General features: G+C 48.4%; 27 protein-coding genes. 3 read left to right on the top strand and 24 right to left on the bottom strand.

Features of this window, described 5'->3' with window-relative positions:
• Positions 1-42 precede the first annotated feature (42 nt).
• Positions 43-987, bottom strand: a complete 945-nt coding sequence (locus ACPW7J_RS02960; protein ID WP_425756461.1) for an aminopeptidase — start codon at positions 985-987, stop codon at positions 43-45.
• A gap of 4 nt (positions 988-991) precedes the next feature.
• Positions 992-2,281, bottom strand: a complete 1,290-nt coding sequence (locus ACPW7J_RS02955) for a cytosine permease (protein WP_425756459.1) — start codon at positions 2,279-2,281, stop codon at positions 992-994.
• Positions 2,282-2,532: 251 nt separating this feature from the next.
• Between ACPW7J_RS02955 and ACPW7J_RS02950 the strand changes: the two genes are divergently transcribed.
• The gene (locus ACPW7J_RS02950; protein WP_425756458.1) at positions 2,533-4,155 is read left to right on the top strand and encodes a PucR family transcriptional regulator; all 1,623 of its coding nucleotides are present in this window, start codon (positions 2,533-2,535) and stop codon (positions 4,153-4,155) included.
• 182 nt (positions 4,156-4,337) lie between these two features.
• Positions 4,338-5,240, top strand: a complete 903-nt coding sequence (locus ACPW7J_RS02945) for a YitT family protein (RefSeq protein WP_425756456.1) — start codon at positions 4,338-4,340, stop codon at positions 5,238-5,240.
• A gap of 6 nt (positions 5,241-5,246) precedes the next feature.
• Here the strand turns inward: ACPW7J_RS02945 and ACPW7J_RS02940 are convergent, their stop codons facing one another.
• Both ACPW7J_RS02940 and ACPW7J_RS02935 read right to left on the bottom strand, forming a co-directional pair.
• Positions 5,247-6,074 (bottom strand): EFR1 family ferrodoxin, encoded by an 828-nt coding sequence (locus tag ACPW7J_RS02940; protein WP_425756454.1) that lies wholly within the window; start codon positions 6,072-6,074, stop codon positions 5,247-5,249.
• Positions 6,040-7,356 (bottom strand): CCA tRNA nucleotidyltransferase, encoded by a 1,317-nt coding sequence (locus tag ACPW7J_RS02935; RefSeq protein WP_425756452.1) that lies wholly within the window; start codon positions 7,354-7,356, stop codon positions 6,040-6,042. The genes ACPW7J_RS02940 and ACPW7J_RS02935 overlap by 35 nt, the downstream gene beginning before the upstream one ends.
• Before the next feature lie 284 nt (positions 7,357-7,640).
• Between ACPW7J_RS02935 and ACPW7J_RS02930 the strand changes: the two genes are divergently transcribed.
• Positions 7,641-8,168: a nitroreductase gene (locus tag ACPW7J_RS02930; protein ID WP_425756450.1), complete on the top strand. Its 528-nt coding sequence runs from the start codon at positions 7,641-7,643 to the stop codon at positions 8,166-8,168.
• Positions 8,169-8,254: 86 nt separating this feature from the next.
• On the opposite strand, the gene ACPW7J_RS02925 is transcribed toward ACPW7J_RS02930, so the two are convergent.
• The 20 genes from ACPW7J_RS02925 to ACPW7J_RS02830 form a co-directional block, all read right to left on the bottom strand.
• Complete coding sequence (locus ACPW7J_RS02925) at positions 8,255-8,803, bottom strand: 2-oxoacid:acceptor oxidoreductase family protein (protein ID WP_161873538.1); 549 nt, start codon at positions 8,801-8,803, stop codon at positions 8,255-8,257.
• A gap of 4 nt (positions 8,804-8,807) precedes the next feature.
• Positions 8,808-9,557 (bottom strand): thiamine pyrophosphate-dependent enzyme, encoded by a 750-nt coding sequence (locus tag ACPW7J_RS02920; protein WP_425756448.1) that lies wholly within the window; start codon positions 9,555-9,557, stop codon positions 8,808-8,810.
• Positions 9,557-10,636 (bottom strand): 3-methyl-2-oxobutanoate dehydrogenase subunit VorB, encoded by a 1,080-nt coding sequence (gene vorB, locus ACPW7J_RS02915; protein WP_161873540.1) that lies wholly within the window; start codon positions 10,634-10,636, stop codon positions 9,557-9,559. Before vorB ends, ACPW7J_RS02920 begins: the two co-directional genes overlap by 1 nt.
• A gap of 3 nt (positions 10,637-10,639) precedes the next feature.
• The gene (locus ACPW7J_RS02910) at positions 10,640-10,855 is read right to left on the bottom strand and encodes a 4Fe-4S dicluster domain-containing protein (RefSeq protein WP_160201736.1); all 216 of its coding nucleotides are present in this window, start codon (positions 10,853-10,855) and stop codon (positions 10,640-10,642) included.
• 201 nt (positions 10,856-11,056) lie between these two features.
• A complete protein-coding gene (locus ACPW7J_RS02905; RefSeq protein ID WP_425756447.1) occupies positions 11,057-11,752 on the bottom strand; it encodes a hypothetical protein in 696 nt (231 codons plus the stop codon).
• A gap of 122 nt (positions 11,753-11,874) precedes the next feature.
• Entirely contained in the window at positions 11,875-12,312 is a 438-nt protein-coding gene (locus ACPW7J_RS02900) for an EamA family transporter (protein ID WP_425756445.1), read from the bottom strand.
• 635 nt (positions 12,313-12,947) lie between these two features.
• The gene (locus ACPW7J_RS02895; RefSeq protein WP_425756443.1) at positions 12,948-13,256 is read right to left on the bottom strand and encodes a hypothetical protein; all 309 of its coding nucleotides are present in this window, start codon (positions 13,254-13,256) and stop codon (positions 12,948-12,950) included.
• Positions 13,253-14,137, bottom strand: a complete 885-nt coding sequence (locus tag ACPW7J_RS02890; RefSeq protein ID WP_425756441.1) for a sigma 54-interacting transcriptional regulator — start codon at positions 14,135-14,137, stop codon at positions 13,253-13,255. The genes ACPW7J_RS02895 and ACPW7J_RS02890 overlap by 4 nt, the downstream gene beginning before the upstream one ends.
• Positions 14,138-14,141: 4 nt before the next feature.
• Positions 14,142-15,071, bottom strand: a complete 930-nt coding sequence (locus ACPW7J_RS02885; RefSeq protein ID WP_425756439.1) for a sigma-54 interaction domain-containing protein — start codon at positions 15,069-15,071, stop codon at positions 14,142-14,144.
• Positions 15,059-15,325 carry a hypothetical protein gene (locus ACPW7J_RS02880; RefSeq protein ID WP_425756437.1) on the bottom strand — a complete coding sequence of 89 codons (267 nt, stop codon included), beginning with the start codon at positions 15,323-15,325 and terminating at the stop codon, positions 15,059-15,061. Before ACPW7J_RS02880 ends, ACPW7J_RS02885 begins: the two co-directional genes overlap by 13 nt.
• A 60-nt stretch (positions 15,326-15,385) precedes the next feature.
• Positions 15,386-15,520, bottom strand: a complete 135-nt coding sequence (locus ACPW7J_RS02875; protein ID WP_425756436.1) for a hypothetical protein — start codon at positions 15,518-15,520, stop codon at positions 15,386-15,388.
• Between the two features lie 121 nt (positions 15,521-15,641).
• Entirely contained in the window at positions 15,642-17,033 is a 1,392-nt protein-coding gene (locus tag ACPW7J_RS02870) for an APC family permease (protein WP_425756434.1), read from the bottom strand.
• 266 nt (positions 17,034-17,299) lie between these two features.
• Positions 17,300-18,655, bottom strand: coding sequence for an N-acyl-D-amino-acid deacylase family protein (locus ACPW7J_RS02865; protein WP_425756432.1), 1,356 nt, complete (start codon positions 18,653-18,655; stop codon positions 17,300-17,302).
• Between the two features lie 20 nt (positions 18,656-18,675).
• A complete protein-coding gene (locus ACPW7J_RS02860) occupies positions 18,676-19,656 on the bottom strand; it encodes an ABC transporter ATP-binding protein (protein WP_425756430.1) in 981 nt (326 codons plus the stop codon).
• Positions 19,649-20,629: an ABC transporter ATP-binding protein gene (locus ACPW7J_RS02855; RefSeq protein WP_160201725.1), complete on the bottom strand. Its 981-nt coding sequence runs from the start codon at positions 20,627-20,629 to the stop codon at positions 19,649-19,651. Before ACPW7J_RS02855 ends, ACPW7J_RS02860 begins: the two co-directional genes overlap by 8 nt.
• 13 nt (positions 20,630-20,642) lie before the next feature.
• The gene (locus tag ACPW7J_RS02850) at positions 20,643-21,476 is read right to left on the bottom strand and encodes an ABC transporter permease (protein WP_161873550.1); all 834 of its coding nucleotides are present in this window, start codon (positions 21,474-21,476) and stop codon (positions 20,643-20,645) included.
• 10 nt (positions 21,477-21,486) lie between these two features.
• On the bottom strand, positions 21,487-22,416 hold the full coding sequence (locus ACPW7J_RS02845; RefSeq protein ID WP_161873551.1) for an ABC transporter permease: 930 nt from the start codon (positions 22,414-22,416) through the stop codon (positions 21,487-21,489).
• Between the two features lie 61 nt (positions 22,417-22,477).
• Positions 22,478-23,512: a serine hydrolase domain-containing protein gene (locus ACPW7J_RS02840; RefSeq protein ID WP_425756427.1), complete on the bottom strand. Its 1,035-nt coding sequence runs from the start codon at positions 23,510-23,512 to the stop codon at positions 22,478-22,480.
• Between the two features lie 3 nt (positions 23,513-23,515).
• Entirely contained in the window at positions 23,516-25,102 is a 1,587-nt protein-coding gene (locus ACPW7J_RS02835) for an ABC transporter substrate-binding protein (RefSeq protein ID WP_425756426.1), read from the bottom strand.
• A 65-nt stretch (positions 25,103-25,167) separates the two neighbouring features.
• The gene (locus tag ACPW7J_RS02830) at positions 25,168-26,538 is read right to left on the bottom strand and encodes a helix-turn-helix transcriptional regulator (protein WP_425756424.1); all 1,371 of its coding nucleotides are present in this window, start codon (positions 26,536-26,538) and stop codon (positions 25,168-25,170) included.
• Positions 26,539-26,619: the final 81 nt, after the last annotated feature.

Raw genomic sequence — 26,619 nt, 5'->3', positions numbered from 1 at the left:
CTCTCAAATCTACCTTACAAATTTATCTTCACAACGCCGTTCTTAATAAATATGGTTTCCGTGGTCCATGACACATTCCTCATCAATCCACACCGTCGGCGCGTTGATGATCATGTCGTAGTGCATATCGCAGTCCTGCTGCCCGCCCATGAACAAATTGTTTCCGCAGGCAATGTGAATGGTGCCGAATACTTTCTCATCTACCAGACCGTTGCCCATAATCGTGCAGGTCGGGTTGGTACCGATGCCGAATTCACAGACCTGCCGCGCGGTATCCTCAAACTGAGCCACAAAAGCATCAAAGGTTTCCGCGTCAGGACCTTCCGTCTTTACAATTCTGCCGTCCTGGAAGGTCAGCGTCAGCGGTTCCTCCATCACCTTAAAATCTGCGATCACACCATCTACGACTAATTTGCCGTCTCCCTTTGTTTCAATGGGTGCAACCATAGCTTCGCCGGCAGGTAAATTGCCGAAAGCGCCTTTCTCCGTCAGCTTTCCGGTATCGGCGATACCCGTTCTGCTGCCGCAGTAAAGGGTCAAATCTGTACCCGCCTCCGTGGTAATATGAATCTTCTCTGCTTTTGTCAGCTTTTCCGCCAGAATCGTTCCGATGCGCTCTACTTCGTCGTAATCAGCGCCCAGGGTATTTTGTACGATTTCTTCGGTGATGCCCGGCATGGAAGCAATTCTGCAGCCTCGTTCCGTCGCCTCGGCTCTGCCCTTTGTGTGGGTATAAGAACCGGTGGTAATCATCATGCAGACCTCCGCCTGATCGATAGCCGCCTTAGAAAGCGCCGGCATTTCTCCGCCCTGATGCACAGGACCGCAAACCATTACGGTTTCAACGCCCAGGTCATTGCCGGCTTTTACAAATTCCTTTGCCAGATCGATCTGCTCTACATCGGTGAGAAGCAGGAACTTTTCGCCCGGTTTCACACCCATGCAGGATTCGATGGAAATCTTCGCAGCTTCATATGTTTTGCTCATCTCTCTATGCCTCCTTCGCAAACGGATTGTACTTCGGATTTTTCACGACAGTGCACAAAATCCAGTAGATAACAATGGTAACAGCAATGCCGACCAGTTCCGGAATGAAGAACTTGTCAAAATATGTAGTCAGCGCGCCGCAGATCCATGCGACCACGCCCAGCCAGTTGACGCCCGGGAACGGTTCCCAGCCTTCGCTTTTACCGCGTCCCATCACCCAGTAGTCTGCAATGAGAACCGCGCAGATCGGTGTGATCAGATAGCTGAGAATGGACAGGAAATCCACGAAATAGTATACGATGCCGCCCAGAGAGAGCAGAATCCCGATGATGCCGCAGATTGCGGTCACAATCGCTCTGCGATCGTCTCTCATCTTAAAAATATCTACGACTGCAATTCCTGCGGAATAAGCGTTTCCTACGTTGGTCGTCCATGTTGCCAGAATCAGCACCAGCATGCCGGCAGCAGGCAGCCCTACGTTGGCAAACATCACAGTAATATCGGAATCGCCGGAGCAGATGGACAGAATCGCGCCGCATGCCAACGCGCCCACGCCTGCCGGAATGACGCCGAACAGACAAGAAAGGGCAGCGCTCTTTCCATCTTTGCTGTAACGATTATAGTCGCCGCAGGTAGCTGCGCCGGAGATAAAGCCGCCGACGGAAATAGTGATGCCGACCATCATACCGCCGCCACCTTCCGGCTGATACGCGGACAGAACCGCCGCGCCGCCGTCTTCCAGGGCGATAGACACACCGTAAATCAGAAATACGAATAAAAGCGGTACACTGACCACGTTGAGAATCTTCGTCAGCCCGATTCCGTAAAAGGCTGTAATCAGCATCAGCGTACCCCAGATGATACATGCCAGCCATTCAGGGAACGCGATTCCAAAACTGGACTGCATCAACGAGCAGAAGGAAGATGCACAGACGATGGTCTGATACCCGTACCAACCGATCATGGAAATTGCGATGATCAGGGATAAGGTGTACTGAGAACCTCTGTCTCCCAGCGCTCTGGATACTGCGATGACCGTCGGTCTTCCAGTCTGTGCTGACTGCGCCGCGATCAGCATCATCAGCGCGACGACGATGCCATAACCGATAAACATCGCCAGAATGGATTCTTTAAAATTCAGCCCGGCGGATACCATAGCGCCTACCATCAGCGCCGGTACACAAATGACGTTCCCCGCCCAGATAAAGGCGATGGAAGGCCAGCTTTTTTTCTCACTGTCTGGAACCTGTTCCAGCGTGATGGTTTCAACATGACTTTTCTTTGCTTCAGCCATTTGTCTTCTCCTTTCAAAATAACAAGGGATCATTGCGTTACCGTAAGTATAACAGTATGGGCATTCCCTTGTCATTGGCCTAATTGCGGAAAAAGTCTTTCTATTTTTGTGCACGTAAACAACAACGACGCAAAAATTCAGCCAAAAATTCATAGTTTTTCTCTTTCATTTATACATCGATACAATCAATTCTTGCATTCCATTTCGTCCTGGACTAGAATATAGGTATCACACGTTACGGAGGTCATTTTATGAGTCTTACTGTTTCCGACTGCCTGCAGCTGCCTTCCCTGCGCAATGCCAGAGTGCTTGCCGGAGAAAAGGGTCTAAACCATATCGTCAACAATGTTTCCGTGCTGGAAATCTACGATGTTTCGCTGTTTTCTCTGGACCCCGCCGTCAACGACGGCGACCTGACCCTGACTTCTTTTCGGGGCATTGCGGGCGACTATGAACTACAGCGCCGTCATCTCGAATACATGCACAGCATCGGCGACGCCGCCGTAGTCATCTACTATGAGGGCATTTTTCTCAAAGAAATTCATCCGTCTTTAATCGAAACGGCAGACCGCCTGGGCTTTCCTCTAATCGCCATGCCAAAAGGCCGCATGGACTGCTTCTATCGAGAAGTCCTTTACGATGTCTACAACGCCATCTTTCACGCGCGCAGCAAAGAGAAAGACCTGATCAACAACGTCGTCGCCCTGTTTTCACGACTGCCGGAGGACCGCAAAAATCTGCCCAGCCTGCTGCGTCTTATCAGCGACTCGCTGAAATGTACGGTGCTTCTTTCTGATACGGCGATGAACAACGTCTGCCTGTCCAAATATCCTGCCGCAAACGATATCACCGCTGCTGACATTCACCGGCTTTACGAAGAAACCGACTGCTCAGACAGTCACGGCGCGGAAACGTTTTGGCAGGGACGGACGCTGCGCATTTTCCGTCTGCCCTTTACTATTTTTGAATACCGTAACTTTTCCATCTACGCCATCGATGAATTGGGTTTTCTCACCATGGACGACATGTACAACATCGTCGAGCTTTTAGAAATTTTCTCCAAGCTTTGGAATATGGACGCAGGCAACATTCTGGAAAACTCTCTGATCTCCTCCATCCTGGACGGCGATGCAGAGAAAATGCGCCAGATCTCCGCAAAGCTTTCTATCAACATTCAGTCCATCAATACTTCTGTGTTCCTGCGCCCTGTCTTTGAGGGGCTGGAGCCGCGAACAAAACTTCGTCTGCGCAGAGAAATGGTGCAGCAGATCAAAGCCTGCTCCGAGGATTGGGATAAAACCGTTATCGTGGATACCTACGAATCCCTTATCGTCAGCTTTATCATGTATTCCTCCGCCACCAGCACCGACAAAGAGTACCTGCAAGACATGACAAAACGACTGGATTCACTTTGCAAAAGCTACACAATATCCTTCTTCCCCTGCGACAATCAGGCGGAAGAAACCCGCAGGACCTATCTTTTGTACAGTGAGACCATTCCCCTTGCAATCCGCATGTTTCCAGGACAAAAGTTATTCTCCTACGGTGATATTTTATTTGCGCACCAGTGTGAAACCCTTTGCCGGGAAAAGGCGGACGCCTTCCGCATCTGCCGCAATATTTTGAAGCCGCTGTTGCAGGACGCGGACAGCGACGCCCTTCTGGAAACCCTCACCGTGTTTTACCTGGACGAGGACTGCGATGTAAAAAGCACCGCCGCAAGACTTTACGTCCACAGAAACACCATTCAGTACCGGCTGACAAAAATTCGCGCTATCACCAATTTCAAAACCGACGATACCCTAGCAAACCATTTGATGTACCAGGCAGTCGCCTGTTATAGGCTTCATCCGGAATTGTTTGCAGAAATATAAAGATATAAAAGAAATTCAAACATCAAAAGAAAAAACAACATTTCAACTAAGTTCCTAATGCATGTGCATTGTCTAAAACAACAGTTTTTATTGACATTTTTACGCTTTTTTAGTTTACAAAAAACAAATACATGTTATAATACTCCTGTGTTATGATTTGAAACTTTCAGGAGGATATATACATGCAATCGCGTACAATCAATTTTTACACATTTATACGTCTTGCCGGCATTCTGCTGGGAACAGCCACCGTGGCCTTCGGTGTAGTCGCTTTCGTTTTACCTTCCGGCATCATGATCGGCAGCTGCACCGGCATTGCCCGGATTGTACATCATTATATGGCAATTCCTATTTCTTATACCGTCTTCGCCGGCAATGGTCTTCTGTTTGCCTTCGGCGCTGTTATGCTGGGCAAAAAATTTGCCGCGTCTACCCTGGTAGGATCCTTTTCTTATCCGCTGTTCATGAATTTATTCGAACAGTTTCCGGCCCTGCAGCATCTCACACAAAATTCATTCTTAGCCATGGTTTACGGAGGCATTCTTGCAGGTATCGGCATGGGGATCGTTATTCGTATGGGCGCGTCCACTGGCGGTACAGATATCGTTGCCGTTGTCCTCAACAAAAAAGCCGGTCTGCCCCTGTCGATTCCCATGTATTTGCTGGATTTTACGATTCTGCTGTCTCAGGTGATTTTTGCAGAATCCGCAGATCAAATTCTCCTGGGTATTCTTCTAACTCTGCTGTACTCTATTATTGCCGACAAAGTATCCGTAGCTGGCAGCAGCGCTGTTCAGCTGTTCATCATCAGCCAGAAAACCGATGAGATACGTCGGAAATTCTCCGACCTGGTCATCGGCGCCACAATTTTCTACGGCGAAACCAACTACACCGCCGCACAGCAAAATACGATTCTCTGCGTTACCACATCCCGGGATTTACACCACGTTCAGCAGGAAGCGCTCAGGATTGATCCGCAGGCCTTTATCACAGTAAGCCAAATCAAGGAAGTCAAGGGACGGGGCTACAGCTTCGATGTAGGTCTGGTAAAGGAACTTCGCCGCAAGAAAACATCGCAAATATAAATCCATCTATATCACCAGCAAATTCTCTGGTTTCGCGTCAGCAAAGGTTTCCTCCAGCATTCTCTTATGACTGAGAAAACCCGTGTCATCAAAATATCTCGCGTCAACAGGACAATGGGAGATGCACGCCTGACATTTAATACAGATTCCTGTTGCCTGCAGCGTATCCTTTTCAATGCTTCCCATCGGGCAGATTTCGGCACAACGTCCGCAGTGCACGCATTTTTCCTCGTCAATTTGAGGCTTGGCTTTTAAAAACACCGCAGGCTGTCCATCAACCCCCTTCGGTACATAGTACGATCCCGCCGGATGATTCCCCGGAAACTCCGATACCGCCACTTCTCTGCCTGCCTGAATATTTTTTGCCACTGCCACGCCCAATGCTGCCGCCCTGCTCGCATCCTCTTCATCAGGACGGTCCACGGCTATATCCACAAACGCATGCCGGCAAACAAACGCGCCGCCTCCGGCCAATTTAAACCCATTCTCCTCCATCAAATCCGTTAACTCTGCCAGTGAATCATCAAAGTTCCGTCCACCAAAGGTAACAACAGGTATGCCCGACGCTCCGGAACCCTTAATCATATCTCGGATGAAAGGCATGATTTTATTCGGAAGCCTTCCTGCATAAGTAGGCATCCCTACGAATACCATATCCTCCGTTCCAAAGCAGAGCATATCCTCTCTACCAAACGGAGTTGTTAGATCTACTGTATGGACAGGCAATCCTCCAAGCTCCGCAGCAGCTCTTTCAGCCGCTTCGAAAACCACCTGTGCAGTGCTTCCTGTAGGACTAAAGCTAATGGCCCAAATTCGTTTTACATTGTAATTCATTTTTCTGCTCCTTCCATCCTTTTTCATTTTTACATTCCGTATTTGCGATATGACGCAACAATTCATCGCGATCGTTTTTCAAACTTCCCTCTATAATGAGATCTAACACGTTGTCAAGCGCATCCCCTACGGCGGGCCCCGATTTCATTCCCATCTCGATCAAATCCTTACCGGAAATCGCGAGATGTTCTATGAGATAGCAAGGATTTTCCGCCAACAGTTCTTCCAGAAATGGGAAAACCCGAACACTGTCCGGTCGTCTTTGATCTGCAGCCGCGTAATAAAGCTCCGTTACTTCCCGGCCCGCCTCACGCAGCAGCCGCAGCATTTCTCCGCGTTCCACAGAAGGTTTGTTCCGCCTCTCCAAAAGCTTTGAAACAGCTGAAGCCATATTTATTGTAACACGGTCAAATTTCAAATTTCGTAAAGCTTGCACCGTATCCCTCGGAAATAATACCGCCAATCGAACCGGCAAGCTTTCTGGCAGCCCTTTCAAAGCAGTTCTCACAATACCAGGCGCGCAAATTTTCAACACTTTGTAATATGCGTTAATAACTTCGTCCGCATATTCCCCCAGAACCAGCTTGGAAAATTCCTGGTTAATCCTCTCCTTGGATATATGGCGCAGCAAAGTCCGACAACTATCAACAGCCGCAGCAGTCTCAGCATCCAGTGCAAATCCCATCGTTGCCGCAAAGCGCAATCCCCGCAGAATCCGCAGAGCGTCTTCCCGAAAACGCTGTTCCGCATCACCTACACATCGTATCATGTTCGCTGCAATATCCACCCGGCCGCCGCAAACGTCCACCATCCCTACAGATGGACAATATGCGATGGCATTCATAGTAAAATCACGCCGTTGCAAATCTTCCTCCAGGCTTGGAGTGAATTCCACCTTCGACGGATGACGACTGTCCAGATACTCCCCGTCAATGCGATACGTGGTTACCTCCACGGGCCGCCCATCTGCCAAAACAGTGACAGTCCCATGTTTCATCCCCGTAAGAATCGTTTTCTGCTCCGCAAAACAAACGGCGGTCTCCTCTGGCAATGCAGACGTGCACACGTCCCAGTCCGCAGGCATCCTTCCCATCAAAACATCTCTGACACAGCCTCCCACTACATAAGCCTCGTAACCAGCCTGCTCCAGAGACGCAAGAATTTCTTCCACATAATCAGGCAGCTTTAGATCCGTTAAAAATATATTCAACGTCTTCTGCTGCGCCTGTGCCAGCAAATCGTCTGCATATGCCTCATCCTTTATGATTGTTATGGGTTTCATGATTTCCTTCACATCCTTTAAATCGGAGCAACGCTCCTGCTTCGCCTGCAAAAAGCATCGCTTGCAGCAGATTGCAACCTGTGCATAGGTTATATTAAATATTATATACTATCTCGGCAAAATTCACAACTTTCAAAGTATCGCTTACTGGACACGACGTCCTTGTTTCATCACTACAAAACGTGGTATAATTTTATTAGGTTTCAAGCACAACGTCAGCAGGAAATTTACATTCCGGCTGCTTTTTCAAGGCATTTTACTATTTTATTACGGAGGAAATAAATATGAGTGAAACAATGCAAACGATTATGGAAAGAAGAAGTGTGCGCAAGTACAAGCCTGATATGGTCTCCAAAGAACTGATTGACCAGGTAGTCAAAGCCGGCACATATGCCGCTACCGGTATGGGAAATCAGTCGCCGCTTATCATTGCAGTGACTAATAAGGCGCTTCGCGACAAGCTTTCCAAAGCAAACGCCCGTTTCATGGGACAAAGCGAAGATTTCGATCCGTTTTACGGCGCGCCGGTTGTGCTCATCGTTCTGGCGGACAAAGCACATCCGACTTACGTTTACGACGGGAGCCTGGTCATGGGAAATCTGATGCTGGCGGCAACCGAAGCTGGTTTGGGCAGCTGTTGGATACACAGAGCAAAGGAAGAATTCGAAGATGAAATCGGTAAAGAAATCCTTAAAAGTCTGGGAATCGAAGGCGATTACGAGGGCATCGGCCACTGCATCTTAGGCTATGCCGACTGCGAGCCTGCCGAAGCAGCGCCGCGAAAAGAAAACTACGTATATTACATAGAATAATACAGTTACTCACAAACATAATACAAAATGCCTGCAGGCGATCATTCCGTCTGCAGGCATTTTCAGTACATATACGATTTTACATTTTATTTTGCAGCAGCGCCGATTGCGAAGCCTTTTTCGAAAGCTTCTAAGTTCATCGGCAGGAACTCTGGTTTTTTCTTACCCAGCTTGTTCTTGATGGTTTCGATGATAACCTCTTTTGGAACAACTTCTGTTGCGCCGATGTAAGCGCCCAGCATGATGATGTTCAGGACTTTTGGATTTCCCATTTCCAGCGCCATTTCAGTTACAGGAACTTTGATGACTTTGATGTCGTCTCTCTCGATTGGAGAAACTACGATGGAGCTGTTGATGAACAGAATGCCGTCCTTTTTCAGCTTCGGCAGGAATCTGTTCAGGGAAGGGTCGTTCATAACGATTAAGTCTTCCACTGCATCCATAACAGGAGCGCCGATTTCATCGTCGGAGATTACTACATAGCAGTTTGCAGTACCTCCACGCATTTCAGCGCCGTAGGAAGGGAAATAAGTAACGTGTTTATCAGTCGATTCGCAGGTTGCCTGTGCCAGAAGAGTTCCCAGCATCATAACGCCCTGTCCGCCGAATCCGGCAACGATTAAATTTCTTTCCATCTTCTTACTCCTCCTTTGTCTTATCTCTGAATACGCCCAGAGGGAACTCAGCAAGCATCTTTTCTTCTAAGAAGTCCAGCGCTTTCATTTCATTCAGACCCCAGTTTGTCGGGCAGGAAGTTACGATTTCAACCATGGAGAAGCCTTTGCCGTCTACCTGTGCCTGGAATGCCTTCTTGATGGCTGCCTTGGTCTTGCGAACGTTGGCAGGATTGTTGCAAGAAGTTCTTTCCAGATATATAGGCGCAGTCAGCTGATTCAGTACTTCGCACATGTGAATTGGGTAACCGTGTTCCTTCGGATCTCTTCCCTTAGGAGCAGTGGATGCCTTCATGCCGATCAGTGTGGTCGGAGCCATCTGACCGCCGGTCATGCCGTAAATACCGTTGTTGATAAAGATAACAGTGATGTTTTCGCCTCTGTTTGCTGCGGACATTGTCTCAGCAAGACCGATGGAAGCCAGGTCACCGTCGCCCTGATATGTATAAACCAGTGATTCAGGATTGGTTCTCTTTAACCCTGTCGCAACTGCACAAGCTCTGCCGTGTGCGGAAATGTTCAGGTCATGAGATACATAAAGCTGTCCCAGACCGCAACAGCCAACGCCTTCGCAGCGGACTAATTTGTCCAGCATGCCCATTTCTTCAACGACTTCACCGATCAGCTTATGAACGGTTCCGTGCATGCATCCAGGACAGAAACCGGAAACAGTCTCCGGCTTGATACCAATGGTTCTCTTATATACTTTTTCCATTATAATACCTCCTTTGCCAGCTCACGAGCAGCGTTCATAACTTTTTCTTTGGTCATGATTTCTCCGCCGGATCTGAGACATTCCGCGATCGGACATCTGCCGTGTACCGCGTGATCTACGTCCCATCTCATCTGTGCAGGGATGGACATTTCTACATCCAGGATACCTTTTACTCTATTGAAATCAAGGTTTTCAAAGGTCTTGTAAGGGAACGGATGAATTGCAATCGGTCTGATCAGACCAGCCTTAATGCCTTCTGCTCTCAGTTCCTTTACGGCAACCTTAGCAATACGAGCGGAAATTCCGTAAGCAGTCAGGATGATTTCTGCGTCGTCTGTCATGATTTCTTCTACTCTAACGTCCTTTTCAGTCCAGGACTTATATAATTCAGCTGCCGCCTGGTTTACCGGCTCAAAGCTTCCGCCTACGCCGCCCGGCAGGATTCTTACCTGTTCGTCAGGGTTGTGTCCTACTGCAGAAACTGCTCTGCGCGCTTCTTTCAGGGCTGCAACTTCTTCCGCGGATTTCATCGGAGGAAGTTCTACAGGTTCCATCATAGTACCCATAACGCCGTCTGTCAGAATCAAAACAGGGTTGTTGTCTCTTTCAGCAAGATCAAATGCTTCATAAGTCATGTCTACGGCTTCCTGTACGGTGGACGGAGACAGTACGATCATTTCAAAACCGCCGTTGCCGGACGCCTTTGTTGCCTGCAGATAATCCTGCTGTGCCGGCTGAATTGCGCCGATACCAGGGCCGCCTCTACCTACGTTTACATAAACGATCGGCAGGCGTGCTGCTGCACAGTAGGAAACGCCTTCACTGTAAAGGCTGATACCGGTACTGGAAGAAGAACTCATAGATCTGGTTCCTGTCTGGATTGCGCCATAAAGCATATTAACGGATGCGACTTCACTTTCGCCCTGTACAAATACGCCGTCAACTTCCGGCATTCTTCTTGCGAAGTATTCCGGAATTTCATTCTGTGGTGTGATTGGGTAGCCGGCAAAGAATCTGCAGCCGGCTCTGGTAGCTGCTTCTGCGATGGCTTCGCAGCCCTTCATAAATACTCTTGCCATTTTCTAAACCTCCCTATAAACCTCGATTGCCGCGTCTGGACATACAACGCCGCATGCTGCGCAGCCGATGCAGTCGTCCGGATTTGCCGCAACGACATACTGGTAGCCTTTAGAATTTACTTTGTCGCCGATGGCGAGCACTTTCTTAGGGCAGAACTTAACGCAATAGCCGCAGCTCTTGCAGCTCTCTGCTCTAATTTCTACTTTTCCTTTTGCCATTTTCATTACCTCCTAATGGTTCTCGCCCCAATTTCTGAAAGAAATTGCTGGGGAGTCCTTATGCTTGAAGCCTCCGAAGCTTTCGCTTCGGCGCTGGCTTCGTCGTATAATTGGTGCATGACCGGCCTGAGGATACTGTTCCCCGAGCCATTATTCAAAAATCCGCCGGCTTTTCGGGCCGCACAGATTCGTTGACTTGTTTCACTGCTGATTCCACTCGTAAGTCAGATATAACTTCACCGGAATCAAAGGGACATCCGTTTTACCTTCTATCTCCGGACAAAGGCTATCCATCGCACATAAATAGTCTATGCGGAAATACTCGGAAATCATGTCCAAAACTTTCTCGTGACCCGCCAAAACTTCTTCCGCCGTAGTTGTAATCCCTACATTCGGGTTGCTCATAATGGACACATTCTCCAATTTGATATGCGCCATGCCCAGCACTCTTGCCATGGTGCCGTCGATGGTAATCAGATTCTTGGACCAAGGTCTGTACCCATTGATTACAAAGAAGTTCTGCGTGTTCGGACGGTTCAGGAACGGTGCAAACGCGCCGATCAGTCTGGAACCGATATGATCGCCGCCCACGTCTAAAATCACGATAGCATTCTCGTCCGCCAGAAGCTCCCGCACGCCGCCCGGCGTCGTCGGTGCGTCAAAGAACTGCTCCTGATAGTGAAACTCGATTCCCTGATCCATTAAGCACTCTTTGGCGTCTCTGGAACGGAACAGCGGTTTCGTCTGGTCCATATCAAAGAAATGTATCTTTTTCTCACTGAGACCCGCCATACCGATTGCGAAGTTGATGGCAATCTCACTCTTGCCGCTGCCTGCTTCTCCCACAAAAACAAAGTTCTTCTTGGTCTTCAGCAGTTCTCTGTAAATGCTTTCCATCGAAACCTCCCCAGTTTAGTTTACTTACACCTCCATTGTAACCAATTGTGAGGGAAATGTCAAATTATTTTTCAGAGATTATGACTTTTTGTTTGATGCATTTTTGAGAAAATTTTGTCTGATTATGCGCCCTTGCTCATGACAATCACACCAGCGATGCAAAGTCCAATCCCTACAAGCTGCTGCATGCTGAGTGTCTCCTTATAAAACAGTACGCCGATTACCGCCAGCACTACCGCCAAAGCGATATTTACAATGGTCGTGCCAATGCTGATATTCCACCCCAGCTTATACATGAACACCGACGCCACTTCCACCGCCGTAATGGTAAGTCCCATGACGATAGGCGCCCAGTTCAGTTTTCCAATCTGCACCATCAGATTTTTCTCCTGTCCCATGACCATCCAAAGTATAAAAGCCGCTGTCGCCGCCACCACATAGTTGATAAACACCGCCGCAAAAGGGTCCATGGCGCTGGGCACAGACTTTGCGCTGATCTGATAAAAGGTATGGCATACCAGAAGCAGACCGATTGGCCACCAAAATGCAATAAGATTCATCGTATTTTCCTCCTGTTCTTCGCAGTATATTACCAGTTTCAGACAACAAAAGCGCCCCGCACCATTCCTTCTAAGGCCTAACGGAATGGGTCAGCGCGCTGAAATCATCTACCCGGCGGTACATCATCTGCGTTTTTCTTTCAATTTTATAGGTATAGTGTACATGGGTCTTTGGAAAAAGTCAATGGGAAGACAGAAATGTGCACTCGGCGAACGCATGAAAAATTTTCAGGAAATTGAGCATTGACAAATTTCCTGATATTTTGTATTTTTGTCAATTAGTATGGATTAAAAAGGTAGTTTTTCCACCATTTTAGGAGTCAACCTTGACAAAATTGACAGGTTCCTTGATTTTTGTCAATCCTGTCAATATTAAAGCAGAATATTGGCTTTGCAACTGCAAACTACTCCTAATTTATTGACAAAAATCCGCTATTATAAGAAGTTTGTCAATGTTAGTTGACACAGCATATTTTCATGTGTTCATTATAGGCAGCGCCTAGTCTGATCGAGCAGGCGCTGCCTCGCAGACCCTGCTCAACCCGCTAAAGTGCAGACAAGCAGCGCGCCCGGTGGATTCCCACCGGGCGCGCTGCCGTACCAAAGGAGTGTACATTTACATTGGATTGTCTTGATTATGCTTGTTCCAAACCTTTACGTGCCAATCTGCTGATTTCCAGCGCCGGTCCGATTGCAACGCCCGGCTTTGTCTTCATGTAGCAGATTAAATCTTCCAGCATGTTAATACGGCTGATTCTGCCGATGCACTGCGGATGCAGCACCAGGGTCATCAGACCGCCTTCTTCATAGAGACCGTCAAATTCGCTCTGCCAAATATCTTTTACATACTGCGGAGAGCAGATTCTTCTTCTTTCCGGCTGCTGCAGTGTGAAGAAGAAATGGGAAGTATCATCATACAGCCAGGAGAACGGCAGCTCGATCAATTTCTGACCAGCTGCAGCGGATCGATATTTGCCGCCGCAATGACCCGCACATTGACGGGACGCGGCTCGTAATCGCCCACTCTTGTGATTTTCTGCTCCTCAATGGCTTTCAGAATCTTTGCCTGCAGATTCAAATCCATATTGTTGATTTCGTCCAGAAAAAGGGTACCGCCGTCAGCCGTTTCAAAGAGCCCTCTGCGGTCTTCCGCACCGGTAAAACTGCCCTTTATCGTGCCGAACAAAATACTCTCCATCAGGGTGGATGGGATGGCGGCGCAGTTTTGCGTGACAAAACGATGTTTGCTGCGCGCGCTGCCCGCGTGAATGGCTTCTGCTGCCATCCCTTTGCCGGAACCCGTTTTTCCATACAGCAAAATGGAAGAATCGGTTTTGGAAACTTTTCGGATTTTGTTCTTGACCGCTTCCATATCGGAACTTTCGGAAATGATATCGTCTACTGTGAAACAAGCGCGCTCAATTTCACTGTTAATCGGCGTAATATAAATATTGCGGTATTCATTTTCACCGATGATATACTGGGAGGCTTCCACCGCGCCAATGATTTCGTTTCCATCAAAAATAGGCAGCGTTGTATTGACCTCCTGCACTTCCTGTCCCTTAAAGTCTTTGATTTTCTGATAAATGTTGGACGTCGGTTTTCCCGTTTGCAGCGCTCGCATAATCGTGCTGTTTTCCAAGTCCAATTCGGGATAAATCTGCGGCAGCGTTTTTCCGATCACATCTTTTTCGCACAGCTGATTGATGTCAGGACGATTGTTATAGTAATACACGGCTGTCGCGCTCCAATCAAAGATGATGATGCCGTTGAAATAGTTGTATACATCCAATATTTCCTGCGCATATTCCCGCAATTTTTTCATGCCGTTACTCCTCTCCGCGGCAGATATCCGCAATCTCCAGCGACTTCATTTTCGCACTCAGGGTCTGCCTGCTGATCCCAAGACAGGCTGCGGTATCTGTAATACTGCCGCACTGGGTCAGCGCTTCCTGCAAAATATACCGTTCAAAGCGCTGCATTCTTGCTTTCAGACTATTAATCGGCAGACGCTTCTCGTCATACTGCTCTCCGGCAGCAGCAAGTACATTGATGTCGATATCTTCCATGTCGATCACATCGCCTTCACATAGGTTGAAACCGCTTTCAATCATATTTCGCAGTTCCCGCACATTGCCCGGCCAGGTGTATTGGCAGAATGCCGCCATAAGCTCCGAAGACACGCCTTTGATCTGCCTTTGCATCGTCCGGTTAAAAAAGTCGATATAATGTTCGATCAGCGGTACGATGTCTTCCTTTCGTTCCCGCAGCGGCGGCAAATCCAGCTGCACCACGCGCAGGCGGTAATACAAATCCTCCCGCAGTGTTCCGTTTTGCACGCATTCTTTCGGAGATTCATTCATCGCAGCAATAATCCTTACGTCCACAGGAATTTCCTTGGTACTTCCGATACGCGTTACTTTTTGCTCCTCCAACACGCGCAGCAGCTTTGCCTGTACTGCCAGGTCCATAGAATTGACTTCGTCCAGAAAAAGTGTACCGCCGCTGGCAGCTTCAAAGAGTCCCATATGATTTTCCGCATTGGTAAACCCTCCTTTTACAGTGCCGAACAGAATGCTTTCCAGCAAATTCTCCGGGATGGCGGCGCAGTTCTGAGAGAGAAACCGTTTTCCGCCCCGCGAGCTGTTTGCGTGCAGCGCCTGCGCGACCAACTCTTTTCCTGTACCGGTTTCTCCATAGATGAGCACCGTGGATTTCGTACGGGACGCCTGAATGATTCGCTCTTTTAACTGCTCCATTGGCGCAGAAACCGAGACGATATCGCGCAGCAGATAGGGCTCCCGTGTGCGGTCGTTTTAGAATTCATGATAAAAATGTTCAGATGTTCTTCTCGTTCTTCCAGATACAGAAACACCTCGATACAGCCGGCAATCTGATTCTCTATATAGATAGGAAAGGTGCTGAACAACGCCTCATAGGTCTCATTTCTATAATTAATCAGCTTCTGATACTGATTCAGCAGCGGCTTTCCGGTTCGAACTACCTCAAACATGGAGCTGTTTTCCCGTTCCAGATCAGGATATATCGTAAACAGGCTCTTTCCCCGGGTTTCTTAGTTAGTCAGCGTATTGATGTCTTTGCGGCTGTTGTAATAGTATTCGATGATCCCCTTTCGGTCCATGATGATGGCGCCGTCGTAGTAATTGTAAATATTCAGAATCTGTTTGACATAGTTTGATAATTCCATATGTGTTTCTCTCCTGTCCGTGGCTTGCGCCCCGCAAAGTTTAAGAAAAAATCCCCCAGGATAAGACCATCGTCTTTCCTAGGGGATTTGGGGGAACCTCCCCTGTATGATAAGGGCTATTTTATGCGTTCTTTGCTTCCTTCTTGTTCAGGCGGTCATAGTAGATGTAGATGACTGCGCCGATTGCAGGAACGACGATTAATCCGAAGATGGACATCATAGGGTCGTCCAGGAAGTTGCTGACAAGCAGTGCTACAAAGCATAAAGTGGCGATAATTACAGTTACTACACCGCCAGGCACCTTGTAAGGTTTTTCTTTGTCAGGGAAGCGATAACGGTTGACCAGTACACCGAATACACCCAACAGAGAGCCGATGGCGCCCAGGAATACAACCAATGTGGTCAGCTGATCCAGACTGCGGAACAGTACCAGAATGATAGCGATGACACACTGGGTGATCAGCGCGATTGCAGGAACACCTTTATTGGAAAGCTTTCCCTGATTTCTGAAGAAATGTCCCTCGTGAGACATCGCGTAGCCGACTCTGGCATATGCCAGTACCTGCCCGTTCAGAGAACCCAGCATCGCAATCAGCATAGCTGCAACAACCAGGACGCTGACGAAGCCGCCGAACAGACGTCTTGCGACTTCTGTACCCAGATATACGTTATCCGCTTCAATCATGGTTTTTGCTTCTTCGATTGGAATGACACGATAGATCGCGAAGTTAAACAAAATGTAGAATACGGTTACAAATCCGACACCGATGATCAGCGCTTTCGGAAGATTCTTCTGCGGATTTCTCATTTCTTCGCCCAGGTTGGCTACATTGGACCAGCCTTCAAACGCCCACAGGGAGGACAGGGTAGCGAATGCTACGATTCCGCTTCCACTGGTAAAGCTAGCTGTTTCGCCAGTCGCTTCCACCGGAACAGGGCTTAAATCCGGCATCTGATTGCCGATAATAATGGCGCCGATTAAAATAATTACCATCGGTACAATCTTGGCAACCATGGTGATGTTTGCCATAACAGATGCCTCTTTTACACCTAAAATATTATACAAGGTAAATAAGATAATAAGGACGATAGCGATAGACTTGATGTGCATGTCCCCCATACCAGGAAAAAATTCCACCAGTGCAGTAGGTATTGCGATCGCCACCGCGGAAATGGAACCTGGACTTGCGATAAGCCACTGGCTGAATCCGTACATATAACCTACGACAGGATGATATACCTCGTTGAGATATACAGTTAGTCCGCCGGCCTTTGGCATAGAAGATCCAAGTTCCGAGAAACAAAGAGCACCCAGCAGACTGACAACGCCGCCAACCAGCCAGCAAAGCAGCGCAACGCCAGTATCATAATTCGCTCGCTGTAATACATAAGAGCCTAAGTAGAAAATACCGGAACCGATCATAATGCCGGCAACGATGCTTACGCCGCCGAAAACAGAAATCTCTTTTTTAAATTCGCCGTTTTCAGCCGCAATATTTTTTTGATTTGACATTCTTTCTCCTCCTTTTCATTTTGATTGTCGAAAAAGATAATTGCAAAGAGTATGCCAAAAGAACATTTGTTGAATTTTCAACGTTTTTAGGTTCTAGCGCAACAGCTCTGTCTTCGCCTTGCAGAAAATTTTCTTAACATGTCAAATATGCGGCGGCTGCCACTTTGATACATTCACCATAGCCCCTGCCGCTAAAGTGCAAACAGCCGCGCAGGACTTCAAATCCCAGGCGGCTGCTCACTTTATTGAAAGGCATCATTATGAATTTAGCTATTTTGATATGGAATGAACCGTCCCAGTGTTCCGTTGACCATGGTTTTGTCTTTCACCGCAATCTGTCCGCCTAATATGACATAAGAAATCCCATCGGGCGGCAGGGTCGGATGTTCATAGGTGGCACAGTCTGCAATCGCGTTCTCATCGAAAATGACGATATCCGCATCGAAACCTTCTCTGATTTCACCTTTTGTCTTCAGATTAAGACGATCGGCAGGCAGCACTGTCATCTTGCGCAGCGCGTCCATCATGGTCAGAACGCCTTTTTCGCGCACCATCCGTCCAAGGACACGAGGGAATGTTCCCGCGCCTCTCGGATGACCGCCGCCTTCAGTGAATCCGCAGTCGCTGCCTACCATGACATAAGGCGCCTGATACGCAAGCTCTACTTCCGGCTCGTTCATTACAAATGCCGCTACATACAGATCCGGGTCTTCCGCGCGCAGTTTTTCAAACAGCGCCTTATCGCACCGCTGTCCTTTATATGAACCAGCCGTAACCATCAGGTCGCTGTAGTCCCACTTCTCAAAGCTGGCTTCATCAAATACCGCGGTGCCGATGCCGGTGCAGAACGCCGTGTAAGGATAGCAGTCGCAGGTAATGTCCACCCCAGCGCCTCTGGCTTCCTCGATACACGTCAGCGCCTGTCGCATGTAGCCTACCGCGCTGCAGCTTCCAATATGGGACATCTGCATGCCGTAGCCGCTTCTGCGCTGAATTTCCACCAGTTCCTCAATGGATGCCACACTGTCCGGTCCATCTGCGCGAAAATGCACAGAGGTCAAATATCCCGGCTCCTCCAGTGCAGACAAAAGTTCCACCGTTTCATCAGTTGTCACACCCGGCGCATATTCAAATCCGCAGGACAGTCCCACAGGACCATATTTTCTGCAGGCTGCCAGTTCCCGTTTCATCTGGTCAAGCTGCGCTTTCGTAGACGGTTTGTACCTGTCGTCAGCGCCGGCATGCTCACGCAGGCTGTTTTGTCCCACAAACATCATATAGTTGGTAGGACTGCCCTGACTGTTTACTCTGCCGCAAAAGTCTTCCAGCCTGTTATAGCTGTCGCCGCAGTTGCCGCCTACTTTCGTCGTAACGCCCATTCTGACCTCACAGGCCGCTGTGAAAAAGTCATGTGCATCGCCGTGCAGCGCGTTTTCATGGGCATGGATGTCGATAAAACCGGGAGAGGCAATTTTGCCCTCCGCATCGATGGTTTCCAGCGTATCCTCATCCACGGTTCCTACTTTCAAAATCGTTCCGTGATCGATTAAAATGTCGGCAACTTCCCAGGTATCTGTTTCAAAATCAGGGATTTTCGCATTCAGTATTTTTAACTCTTTCATCGTTTCTCCTCACTGCAACCTTAAAATTCCAGTTCTCCTGCAAAATGGCACGCCGAAAAATGTCCTTCGCCTACTTCTTTCATCTCCGGCGCTTCTGCCTTGCAGATCTCCTTACAATATTTACATCTGCCCGCGAATCGGCAGCCCGGCGTATCTTCGGTCAAGCTCGGCATATCGCCGCTGAGCAGATACTTCTTGCGGTACCGCTCTTTCGGATGCAGAGGCGGCACAGAAGAAAGCAGCCCGAAGGTGTACGGATGGGTGCAGGATGCGTATATGTCTGCAGTTTTGCCGATCTCCATGATCTTGCCGCCGTACATTACGCAGATCCGATCGCTCATGTATCTAACCACAGACAAATTGTGGGTAATGAACAGATAGGTCATGGAGAGTTCATCCTGCAGTTTGAGAAGTTCATTCAGCGTCTGCGCCTGCACCGATACATCCAGTGCACTGGTCGGTTCGTCCAGCACCAAAAGTTTCGGTTTCAGCATAATGGCGCGGGCAATACTGACTCTCTGCTGCTGTCCGCCTGACAGTTCATGGGGAAATCTGTCGAGAAGCTCCAGTCCAATATTGATCTTCTCCGCCGTATCGTAAATCAAATCCTTGGCGGTCGCCTTATTATAGCCATTAATCAAAAGCGGTCTTTCCAGGGAACGATAGATAGAAGAACGGGGATTCAGTGAGGATGCAGGGTCCTGAAACACTGCGCCTACACTTTGCCGCAGGGCTTTTTTATTCTTTTTGTCCCATACATCGAATCCGTCCAGATAAATGGTACTCTCGGTCGGCGGCAAAAGCCCCAGAATCATCTTTGCCAGCGTCGTTTTTCCACTTCCGCTTTCTCCCACAAGTCCCAGGGTTTCCCCACGGAAAATTTCCAGATTCACATCGTCCACTGCCCGGACAAAGGCGTTTTTCTTGTCTCTCCGCAGGGGAAAGTATTTTTTCAGATGCTCCATCCGAACCAGCGTCCGGTCTTTTTCTTCACTATACATGTTCCGCACCTCCCTCCTGCAGCAAGCACGCACATAAATGCTGCTCTGCCACTTCTCTGAGCACAGGTTTTCGTTCCCTGCACAAAGGCGTGCAGTCAGGACACCGATCAGCAAAATTACAGCCTGCTCTTTCTTCCGCAAGATTCGGCACAAAGCCTTTGATGGTCTGCAGTCTGCCTTCCTCTTTGGTAATCGTCGGCAGCGCTTTCATCAGCAGCTTCGTGTACGGATGTTTAGGATTATCAAAGATTTCAAAGACTTCGCCCACTTCGATCAGGTTTCCCGCGTACATGACGCCGACTCTGTCAGCTACATCCGCTACGATACCGAAATCATGGGTAATCATCAGGATTGCCGAATCATATTTTTTACGCAGTTCGTTCATCAGTTCAATGATGCCCGCCTGTATGGTCACATCCAACGCCGTAGTCGGCTCGTCGGCAATGAGCAGCTTTGGATTTCTGCACAGCATCATGCCGATCATGACACGCTGTCGCATGCCGCCGCTGATCTCATGGGGATAAGATTTCATTCTCGATTCCACATCGGAGAGTTTCACGTCGCGAAGCATGTCAAAAGCGATTTGATAGGCTTTCTCCTTCTCCATCTTTTCGACCAGCAGTCCCTCCATCATCTGCGTGCCTACAGTATAAACCGGGTTCAGAGAATCCAACGGATTCTGGAAGATCATGCCGATTTCGCTGCCCCGCACCTTTGTCATTTCCTGACGAGACAATTCCAGCAGATTTCTTCCGTCAAAATTAACTGCGCCGCCGCTGATTTTGCCCGGCGATTTAATCAGCTGCATGACGCCCATAGCAGTCGTCGACTTTCCGCAGCCGGATTCACCGACCAGGGCGAAGACCTCGCCTTTTTTTATATCGAAACTGACATGATCCACAGCCTTGACCGTGCCGCCCTGGGTTTCAAATTGAATACACAGGTCCCTGACCTCTAAAAGATTTTCACTCATTCTTTCGCCCTCCTTATACTTTCAGACGCGGGTCCAGGAGTTCCTTGACGCCTTCGCCGACCAGGTTGAAACCGAGCACTGTCCATACGATTGCAAGACCAGGTACCAGGGAAATCCACGGCGCGTTTCTGATGTACTGGATGCCCTCAGATAAAATCATGCCCCAGTCAGGCAGCGGCTGCTGCGCGCCCAGTCCTAAAAATCCCATGGAAGTGGTCGACAGAATTGCCGACGGCAAAGCCAGGGTTGCCAGGATAATAATGGTCGATACCAAATTCGGCAGAATATACCGCAATATAATAGAAATATCCTTTTCTCCGCAAATCTTCGCCGCTTCAATATAGGACAGCCCTTTCAGCGACTGCACCTTCGCGCGGACAATTTTGGTAAACTGCGCCCAGCTGACGACTGCAACGGAAATTGCCACGTTCTGCGCGCTGGATCCCAGCATCAGTACGATGGCCATCGCCAGAATAATCGGCGGAATAGACCAGGTCGTATCTGTTACAAAACATACGATTTTGTCCACGGTCTTTCCATAATAACCCGCGATAATGCCTAAGGTCACGCCGATGAGTGTTTCAATGACAACTGCCACGATTCCTACGCCCAACGCAATTCTGGAACCGTAGAAGACTCTGCTCAAAATACATCTGCCGTACTGATCTGTTCCCAGCGGATATTCCCCGCAGGGTTTTGCCAGACGCATTGACATGTTCTGTTCTGTATATGTATGCGGCGAAAGCAATGGCGCGAAAACGACCACCACAATGACCGCCAGAAACAATACCGCGCCGATGACGAACATCTTGTTCTGCAGCATCAGTTTCCATTTTTCTTTTCTCATATGCTGCCTCCTATTCCAGACGAATGCGCGGATCTAAAATGCCGGATATCATATCGCCTATGATATTGCAAATGACCGTCAAAATAGTAATAACGAACACAATGCCCTGTACGATGACAAAGTCCTGTTTCGCGATGCCTTTCCAGAGCAGCTGCCCCATGCCCGGCCACGCGAAAACATTTTCCACAACCACCGCGCCGCCAATAAGCCAAGGCAGTGACAGGAAAAACATAACCGTTACCGGAATCAGCGCATTTCTAAGCACGTGACGCACGAGAATTTTTTTGTCCGTGATACCTTTGGCGTACGCCGTCGTCACGTATTTCTCGTCCATCACGTCCAAAACCTCCGACCTGGTCAGTCTGAAAATCTGCGCCAGTGCAGGCAGAGACAAGGTCAGCGCCGGCAAAATCAATGAGGCAAAGCCGCTGTAGCCTGACAGAGGCAAAATATTTAGGTGAATACTGAACACCAGCATCAAAAGCACGCCCAGCCAGAACGGCGGCATCGACCAAAGCACAACCGTCGTAATCGTCAGCGCCTTGTCGGTTATCTTATTCTTGCGAACCGCCGCCAAAAGTCCCAGGGGAATTGCCAGCAGGTATTCGATGACCAGCGCCGCCCCGGTTAAAAGCAGGGTGTAAGGCAGCCGCTGTAAAATCAGATCGCTTACATTCTGTTTCAGGGAAATGGACATACCAAAATTCCCCCGCAATATGTTTCCAAGCCAATAAAAATACTGCACCACCGGCGGTTTGTCCAGTCCCCATTCCGCTTTAATTGCTTCCACCTTTTCCGCGGACACTCTTGTATCCACCATCAGGTCGACGGGATTGCCCGGCATCGCCTGCATGATACCGAAAATCAAAACGGTTACAAACAGTACGACCAGAATACCGATGAGCAGCCGCTTGATGATATAACGCATAATATCGTTCAAAGTGATTCCTCCAATCAGCGGGCAGAAGAAGTCTGTCCTCTGCCCGCCTTTTCTACTTTATCTATGCAAATACTTCTTTCACGATTTTCTCATACAGCTGATTCTTCGGCAGCCCTTCGTAATTGGTGAGCATGATGATGGAAATCCGGTCGTCTACATACCGAGAGCAGCGGGAAATAAATCCCATGGTGCCTCCTGTATGCCAGATTTCCTTATGACCCGGCGTTTCTCCGTTTAAGAAAAATCCCAAACCATAGCCTGTTCCTTCGCCGTTTTTCAGGCGATTTTCCACAAAGGATTCCGCCATCGCTTCTCTGGAAAGAAAGCAGCTTTCACTACTTTCATAAAGGTGTCTGTGCCATGTCAGCATATCGTCCACATTGGACTGTATGTTGCCGTCCGCATAACCGACCAGCCGCATATCGTAGACTTGCTTCGCAAAGCTGCCGTCCGGCTGTACCTCATAGCCTTCGATCAGGGAAGCAGGTTTTGAGTCCATACCATCCGGCGCGCAGGATCTGCGCATTCCAACCGGTTTCAGAATTTTTTCTTCCAGAAATTTTCCAAATGGCATGCCGGAAAGCTGCGATACAATTTCACCCAGCATCACATAGGCGGAATTGCTGTAGCTGTACTGACTGTCCGGCTCAAAATCCAGCACATCAAAGGTCTTAATGATTTCCAGCATATCCTTCGCGCTTGCGCACGCCGCCTGATCCCACTTCTGCCATGTGCTGTCGTCAAAGTATTCTTTGATGCCAGACTGATGATTCATGAGCTGCCGTACGGTGATGTTTTTGACAAAGGGCGGAAAGTCCGGGAAAAACCGGTCGATGGTCTCATCCAAGGACAATAACCCCTGTTCTTGCAGCATCAAAATCGCAAAGCAGGTAAACTGCTTGGTGTTGGATGCGATTACAAAGTTATCTTCCGGTGTAATCGGTCTCCCGTTTTCCAAATCCGCCATGCCGTAGGCTTTGCGCAGGAGAATCTCATCTCCCTTGGCGATCAGGAGCGCCATGCCCGGTGTTTTCTCATTCATGACCGGCGCAATAACCGCGTCCAGCCGCTGTTCCAAGTTGCCTTGCTGCATCATGCACTACTCCTTTACTGTATCATTAAACAAGCTTCTTCCGTCATTGGTAACCGCAAAGCCCTTGATATTGCTTCTCGTCGCAATACATTCAATATCCGCGAACAGAGAGACTGCCGGCATCTGGGCAAAAATCGCATCGTGGAATTCCTCGTACTTCTTTACACGTTTTTCAGCATCAGTGATATAGCGAGCTTCTTCCAGCTTCTTCGTTACGGTCTCGTCATGCCAAGGATAACCGGAAGCTTCTGTAAATACATAATAGAGAATATCCGCGTCAACCCACTCAAAGTTTCTGGATGCAGACTGATAGTTATTTTCTCTCATCAGCTGCTTGATGTACGGTCCTTCATATTCTCTGATTTCCACATCGATACCGACTTGCTTCAGCTGATCCTGCAGTACCGGCGCGGAAGCCTTCGCCGTCGCTCTGTCAGTCGAAGAACAGAATTCAAAGGTCAGCTTCTTTCCGTCTTTTTCTACAAATCCGTCGCCGTCCTTATCCTCGTAGCCGGCTTCTTTCAGAAGGGCTTTCGCCTTTTCCTGGTCAAACTTATAAAGCTCTGCAAGGGCCGCTTCTTTTTCTTCACTGTAACCTGCCTGTGCCTTGGAAATGAATCCGTAGGTCGGCGCGATGACATTGTTCATGGATTCAGCCAGCGCGTCCTTGTCGATTGCCAGGTTAATTGCCTGACGCACTTTCATGTCGTCAAGAGGCGCAGTATCTGTGTTCATCATCAAGTAAGATACGCCTGCCTGTTCATATTCATAAGTAGTAACATCCTGGTTGGATTTCAAATCTTCGCGGTTTGCAGCCGGAATATTGTAGGCGATATCGATATTGCCGGATTCCAGTTCACTGACTCTGGTAAATTCATCTGGAATGAAGCGAACGATAATCTCATCAAAGTTTGCCAATTCTTTATTTTCCACATTTGGGTTTGCGGTTTTGAAGTTCGGGTTCTTCTCCAAAATAATCTGGGAACCTGCCTGCCAGTCCTTTACCATATACATACCGTTGGTTACCGCGCACCGGTTGTATTCGTCTTTGCCCATTTCTTCTGCTTTGTCGACATCGACAACACCGCCGAAGTCGCTGCACAGGCTTGCCCACATATATGCCGCAGGCTCTGACAGATGGTAAATCAAGGTCGTATCATCGACAACTTCAATATCCTTAATGGCTTCTACGTCTCCAGAATATTCACTGATTTCCTTCATACGCAGCACAGATTTCTTGACGCTTTCCGCAGTCAGCGGATCTCCGTTGGAAAACTTGGAATCCGCAAAGAGATGGAACGTAATGGAAAGTCCATCCTCGGAAATCTCATAGCTTTCTGCAAAGCACGGCAGAATTTCTTCTAAATCCTTGCTGTAAGTAACCAGCGGACTGTAGATCAGTTCATGGACTACATTGGTCCAGCCAATCTGCTGAATGTCTGTACCTTCTACTTCATCCTGCACTGCGATGACCAGCGTCTTGCTGCCTTCGCCTTCGCTGCTGTCATTACCGCCGCAGCCGCTCATCAGCGTGACTGCTGCAAGCAGCATGATCAGTAATATTGCAGTAAACTTTTTCTGTTTCTTTAACATCTTCTCTTTCTCCTTTTCATTTTTATATCCACAACCGAAGGATGTCTTTCTTCCGGCTGATGAACTCATATCTTATAGCCAATCATGACCGTCAGCAGCGGCTGAAATCGATGATCCATGCCGAGAATTCTGCAGGCATCTTCTTCAAATGACAGAATACTGAAGTCCAACTGGCAGCAAAGACCGCTGGTTTCCGCAAGCTGGCACATCATATGGGCGCTGATTCCGGTTTCGCCTGTTTTCTTCGCAAGTTCTCTGCAGCCTGCTTCTATCCTCTGTATTTCGGTATAAAAGACCAGTATGACAGGCGGAACGTTGCCCTCTTCCTGTAAAGGATTGCTTTGTCTCAGCAGCGCCGTGATTTGACTGCGCATTGCACTGCTGGAAATCCGCATGACCTCTACCCCTTCTGGCAGTCGCTGCTTAACAAATTCCGTCAGGGACAAAACCAGTGTCCGGGACACTTTTCGCTTATTGAACTGCAGATGCCGTCGCTCGATCACCGGAAAGGGAATCTCGTGTGCCGCATTTCCGTCTTTCTGCGTCCGTACCGTTTGAAAATGCAGCAGCCGCTCCTGTATGCACGTGTCCTCCGCGTCAATCTTTCTGAACTGCGCGCTTTGGGAAAGATATTGATTTCGAAATTCCGCCGGTGTACATTTCAGATACATGGCAAAATGCTTATAGAAATACCGCGGCGCTGAAAATCCGCAGAGCTCGGAAATCATGGTAACATTCTTCCGTCCCTGAATCAGATACCGCACAGACTGAATGATGCGGTAATATGCCAGCGTATCCTTAAAATTCATATTTAACCGCTCATTAAACTCTTTAGACAAATACTGCTGACTGACATATTCACCGTCGGCCAGCTGCTTTAGATTAATTTTCTCATCGCAGTGATTATACATATAGGTACAGATGCGCAAAAAACGTTCCGCCCGCGGGTCAGTTCCCCGCTTGACGTTGAGCATGTTCAAAAGATCATGACAATTATCTACAATAAAATTGACAATATCGCAAACCCACTGTTCTATAACGGCGCGATCTCTCTGTGCCAGGCAGTCACCGTACAGCATCTGCAGCTTATCCTTCAACATCGCCTGCGCCTTACTGCCTGTAGTCGAGTCGTAAAAAAGCGTGGTATTACAGTTGTACATTCCAGTCTCTATGAGATTACAGTACTCCACCGCTTTTTCCCTTTGGATTTCAAAGAATAAAATCAAATTGTCTTCACTGCACTGTTCAATACAGAAAGGTTCTTCAATATTGACAATTTCAATCTGTCCCGCGGACAGCGTATGTACCCCAGCAACCCATCTGCAGCTGACACTGCCGCAAAGCACATAGAGCAGCCTCAAATTTTCGCTCAAATGGAACGGCATATAAGTGACCTGTCCCGCATCAATTTTCAGCAAATTCTCGTACAGTTTCATGACTTTTTCTCCTTTTATTTATTGTATTTTTTCAAAATTACAATAGCAATACACAAAATTAAACTGTTATTGTACTTTTTT

This window comes from Ihubacter sp. rT4E-8, from assembly GCF_049852125.1.
Classification (GTDB): domain Bacteria; phylum Bacillota; class Clostridia; order Peptostreptococcales; family Anaerovoracaceae; genus Senimuribacter.
This window is presented reverse-complemented; position numbering and strand designations above follow the sequence as displayed.

Bases quoted from the DNA above. Each gene is read 5' to 3' on its own strand.
- ACPW7J_RS02960 (WP_425756461.1), bottom strand. From the start codon at position 987: ATGAGCAAAACATATGAAGCTGCGAAGATTTCCATCGAATCCTGCATG.
- ACPW7J_RS02955 (WP_425756459.1), bottom strand. From the start codon at position 2,281: ATGGCTGAAGCAAAGAAAAGTCATGTTGAAACCATCACGCTGGAACAG.
- ACPW7J_RS02950 (WP_425756458.1), top strand. From the start codon at position 2,533: ATGAGTCTTACTGTTTCCGACTGCCTGCAGCTGCCTTCCCTGCGCAAT.
- ACPW7J_RS02945 (WP_425756456.1), top strand. From the start codon at position 4,338: ATGCAATCGCGTACAATCAATTTTTACACATTTATACGTCTTGCCGGC.
- ACPW7J_RS02940 (WP_425756454.1), bottom strand. From the start codon at position 6,074: ATGAATTACAATGTAAAACGAATTTGGGCCATTAGCTTTAGTCCTACA.
- ACPW7J_RS02935 (WP_425756452.1), bottom strand. From the start codon at position 7,356: ATGAAACCCATAACAATCATAAAGGATGAGGCATATGCAGACGATTTG.
- ACPW7J_RS02930 (WP_425756450.1), top strand. From the start codon at position 7,641: ATGAGTGAAACAATGCAAACGATTATGGAAAGAAGAAGTGTGCGCAAG.
- ACPW7J_RS02925 (WP_161873538.1), bottom strand. From the start codon at position 8,803: ATGGAAAGAAATTTAATCGTTGCCGGATTCGGCGGACAGGGCGTTATG.
- ACPW7J_RS02920 (WP_425756448.1), bottom strand. From the start codon at position 9,557: ATGGAAAAAGTATATAAGAGAACCATTGGTATCAAGCCGGAGACTGTT.
- vorB (WP_161873540.1), bottom strand. From the start codon at position 10,636: ATGGCAAGAGTATTTATGAAGGGCTGCGAAGCCATCGCAGAAGCAGCT.
- ACPW7J_RS02910 (WP_160201736.1), bottom strand. From the start codon at position 10,855: ATGGCAAAAGGAAAAGTAGAAATTAGAGCAGAGAGCTGCAAGAGCTGC.
- ACPW7J_RS02905 (WP_425756447.1), bottom strand. From the start codon at position 11,752: ATGGAAAGCATTTACAGAGAACTGCTGAAGACCAAGAAGAACTTTGTT.
- ACPW7J_RS02900 (WP_425756445.1), bottom strand. From the start codon at position 12,312: ATGAATCTTATTGCATTTTGGTGGCCAATCGGTCTGCTTCTGGTATGC.
- ACPW7J_RS02890 (WP_425756441.1), bottom strand. From the start codon at position 14,137: ATGAAAAAATTGCGGGAATATGCGCAGGAAATATTGGATGTATACAAC.
- ACPW7J_RS02885 (WP_425756439.1), bottom strand. From the start codon at position 15,071: ATGGAGCAGTTAAAAGAGCGAATCATTCAGGCGTCCCGTACGAAATCC.
- ACPW7J_RS02880 (WP_425756437.1), bottom strand. From the start codon at position 15,325: ATGTTTGAGGTAGTTCGAACCGGAAAGCCGCTGCTGAATCAGTATCAG.
- ACPW7J_RS02875 (WP_425756436.1), bottom strand. From the start codon at position 15,520: ATGGAATTATCAAACTATGTCAAACAGATTCTGAATATTTACAATTAC.
- ACPW7J_RS02870 (WP_425756434.1), bottom strand. From the start codon at position 17,033: ATGTCAAATCAAAAAAATATTGCGGCTGAAAACGGCGAATTTAAAAAA.
- ACPW7J_RS02865 (WP_425756432.1), bottom strand. From the start codon at position 18,655: ATGAAAGAGTTAAAAATACTGAATGCGAAAATCCCTGATTTTGAAACA.
- ACPW7J_RS02860 (WP_425756430.1), bottom strand. From the start codon at position 19,656: ATGTATAGTGAAGAAAAAGACCGGACGCTGGTTCGGATGGAGCATCTG.
- ACPW7J_RS02855 (WP_160201725.1), bottom strand. From the start codon at position 20,629: ATGAGTGAAAATCTTTTAGAGGTCAGGGACCTGTGTATTCAATTTGAA.
- ACPW7J_RS02850 (WP_161873550.1), bottom strand. From the start codon at position 21,476: ATGAGAAAAGAAAAATGGAAACTGATGCTGCAGAACAAGATGTTCGTC.
- ACPW7J_RS02840 (WP_425756427.1), bottom strand. From the start codon at position 23,512: ATGATGCAGCAAGGCAACTTGGAACAGCGGCTGGACGCGGTTATTGCG.
- ACPW7J_RS02835 (WP_425756426.1), bottom strand. From the start codon at position 25,102: ATGTTAAAGAAACAGAAAAAGTTTACTGCAATATTACTGATCATGCTG.
- ACPW7J_RS02830 (WP_425756424.1), bottom strand. From the start codon at position 26,538: ATGAAACTGTACGAGAATTTGCTGAAAATTGATGCGGGACAGGTCACT.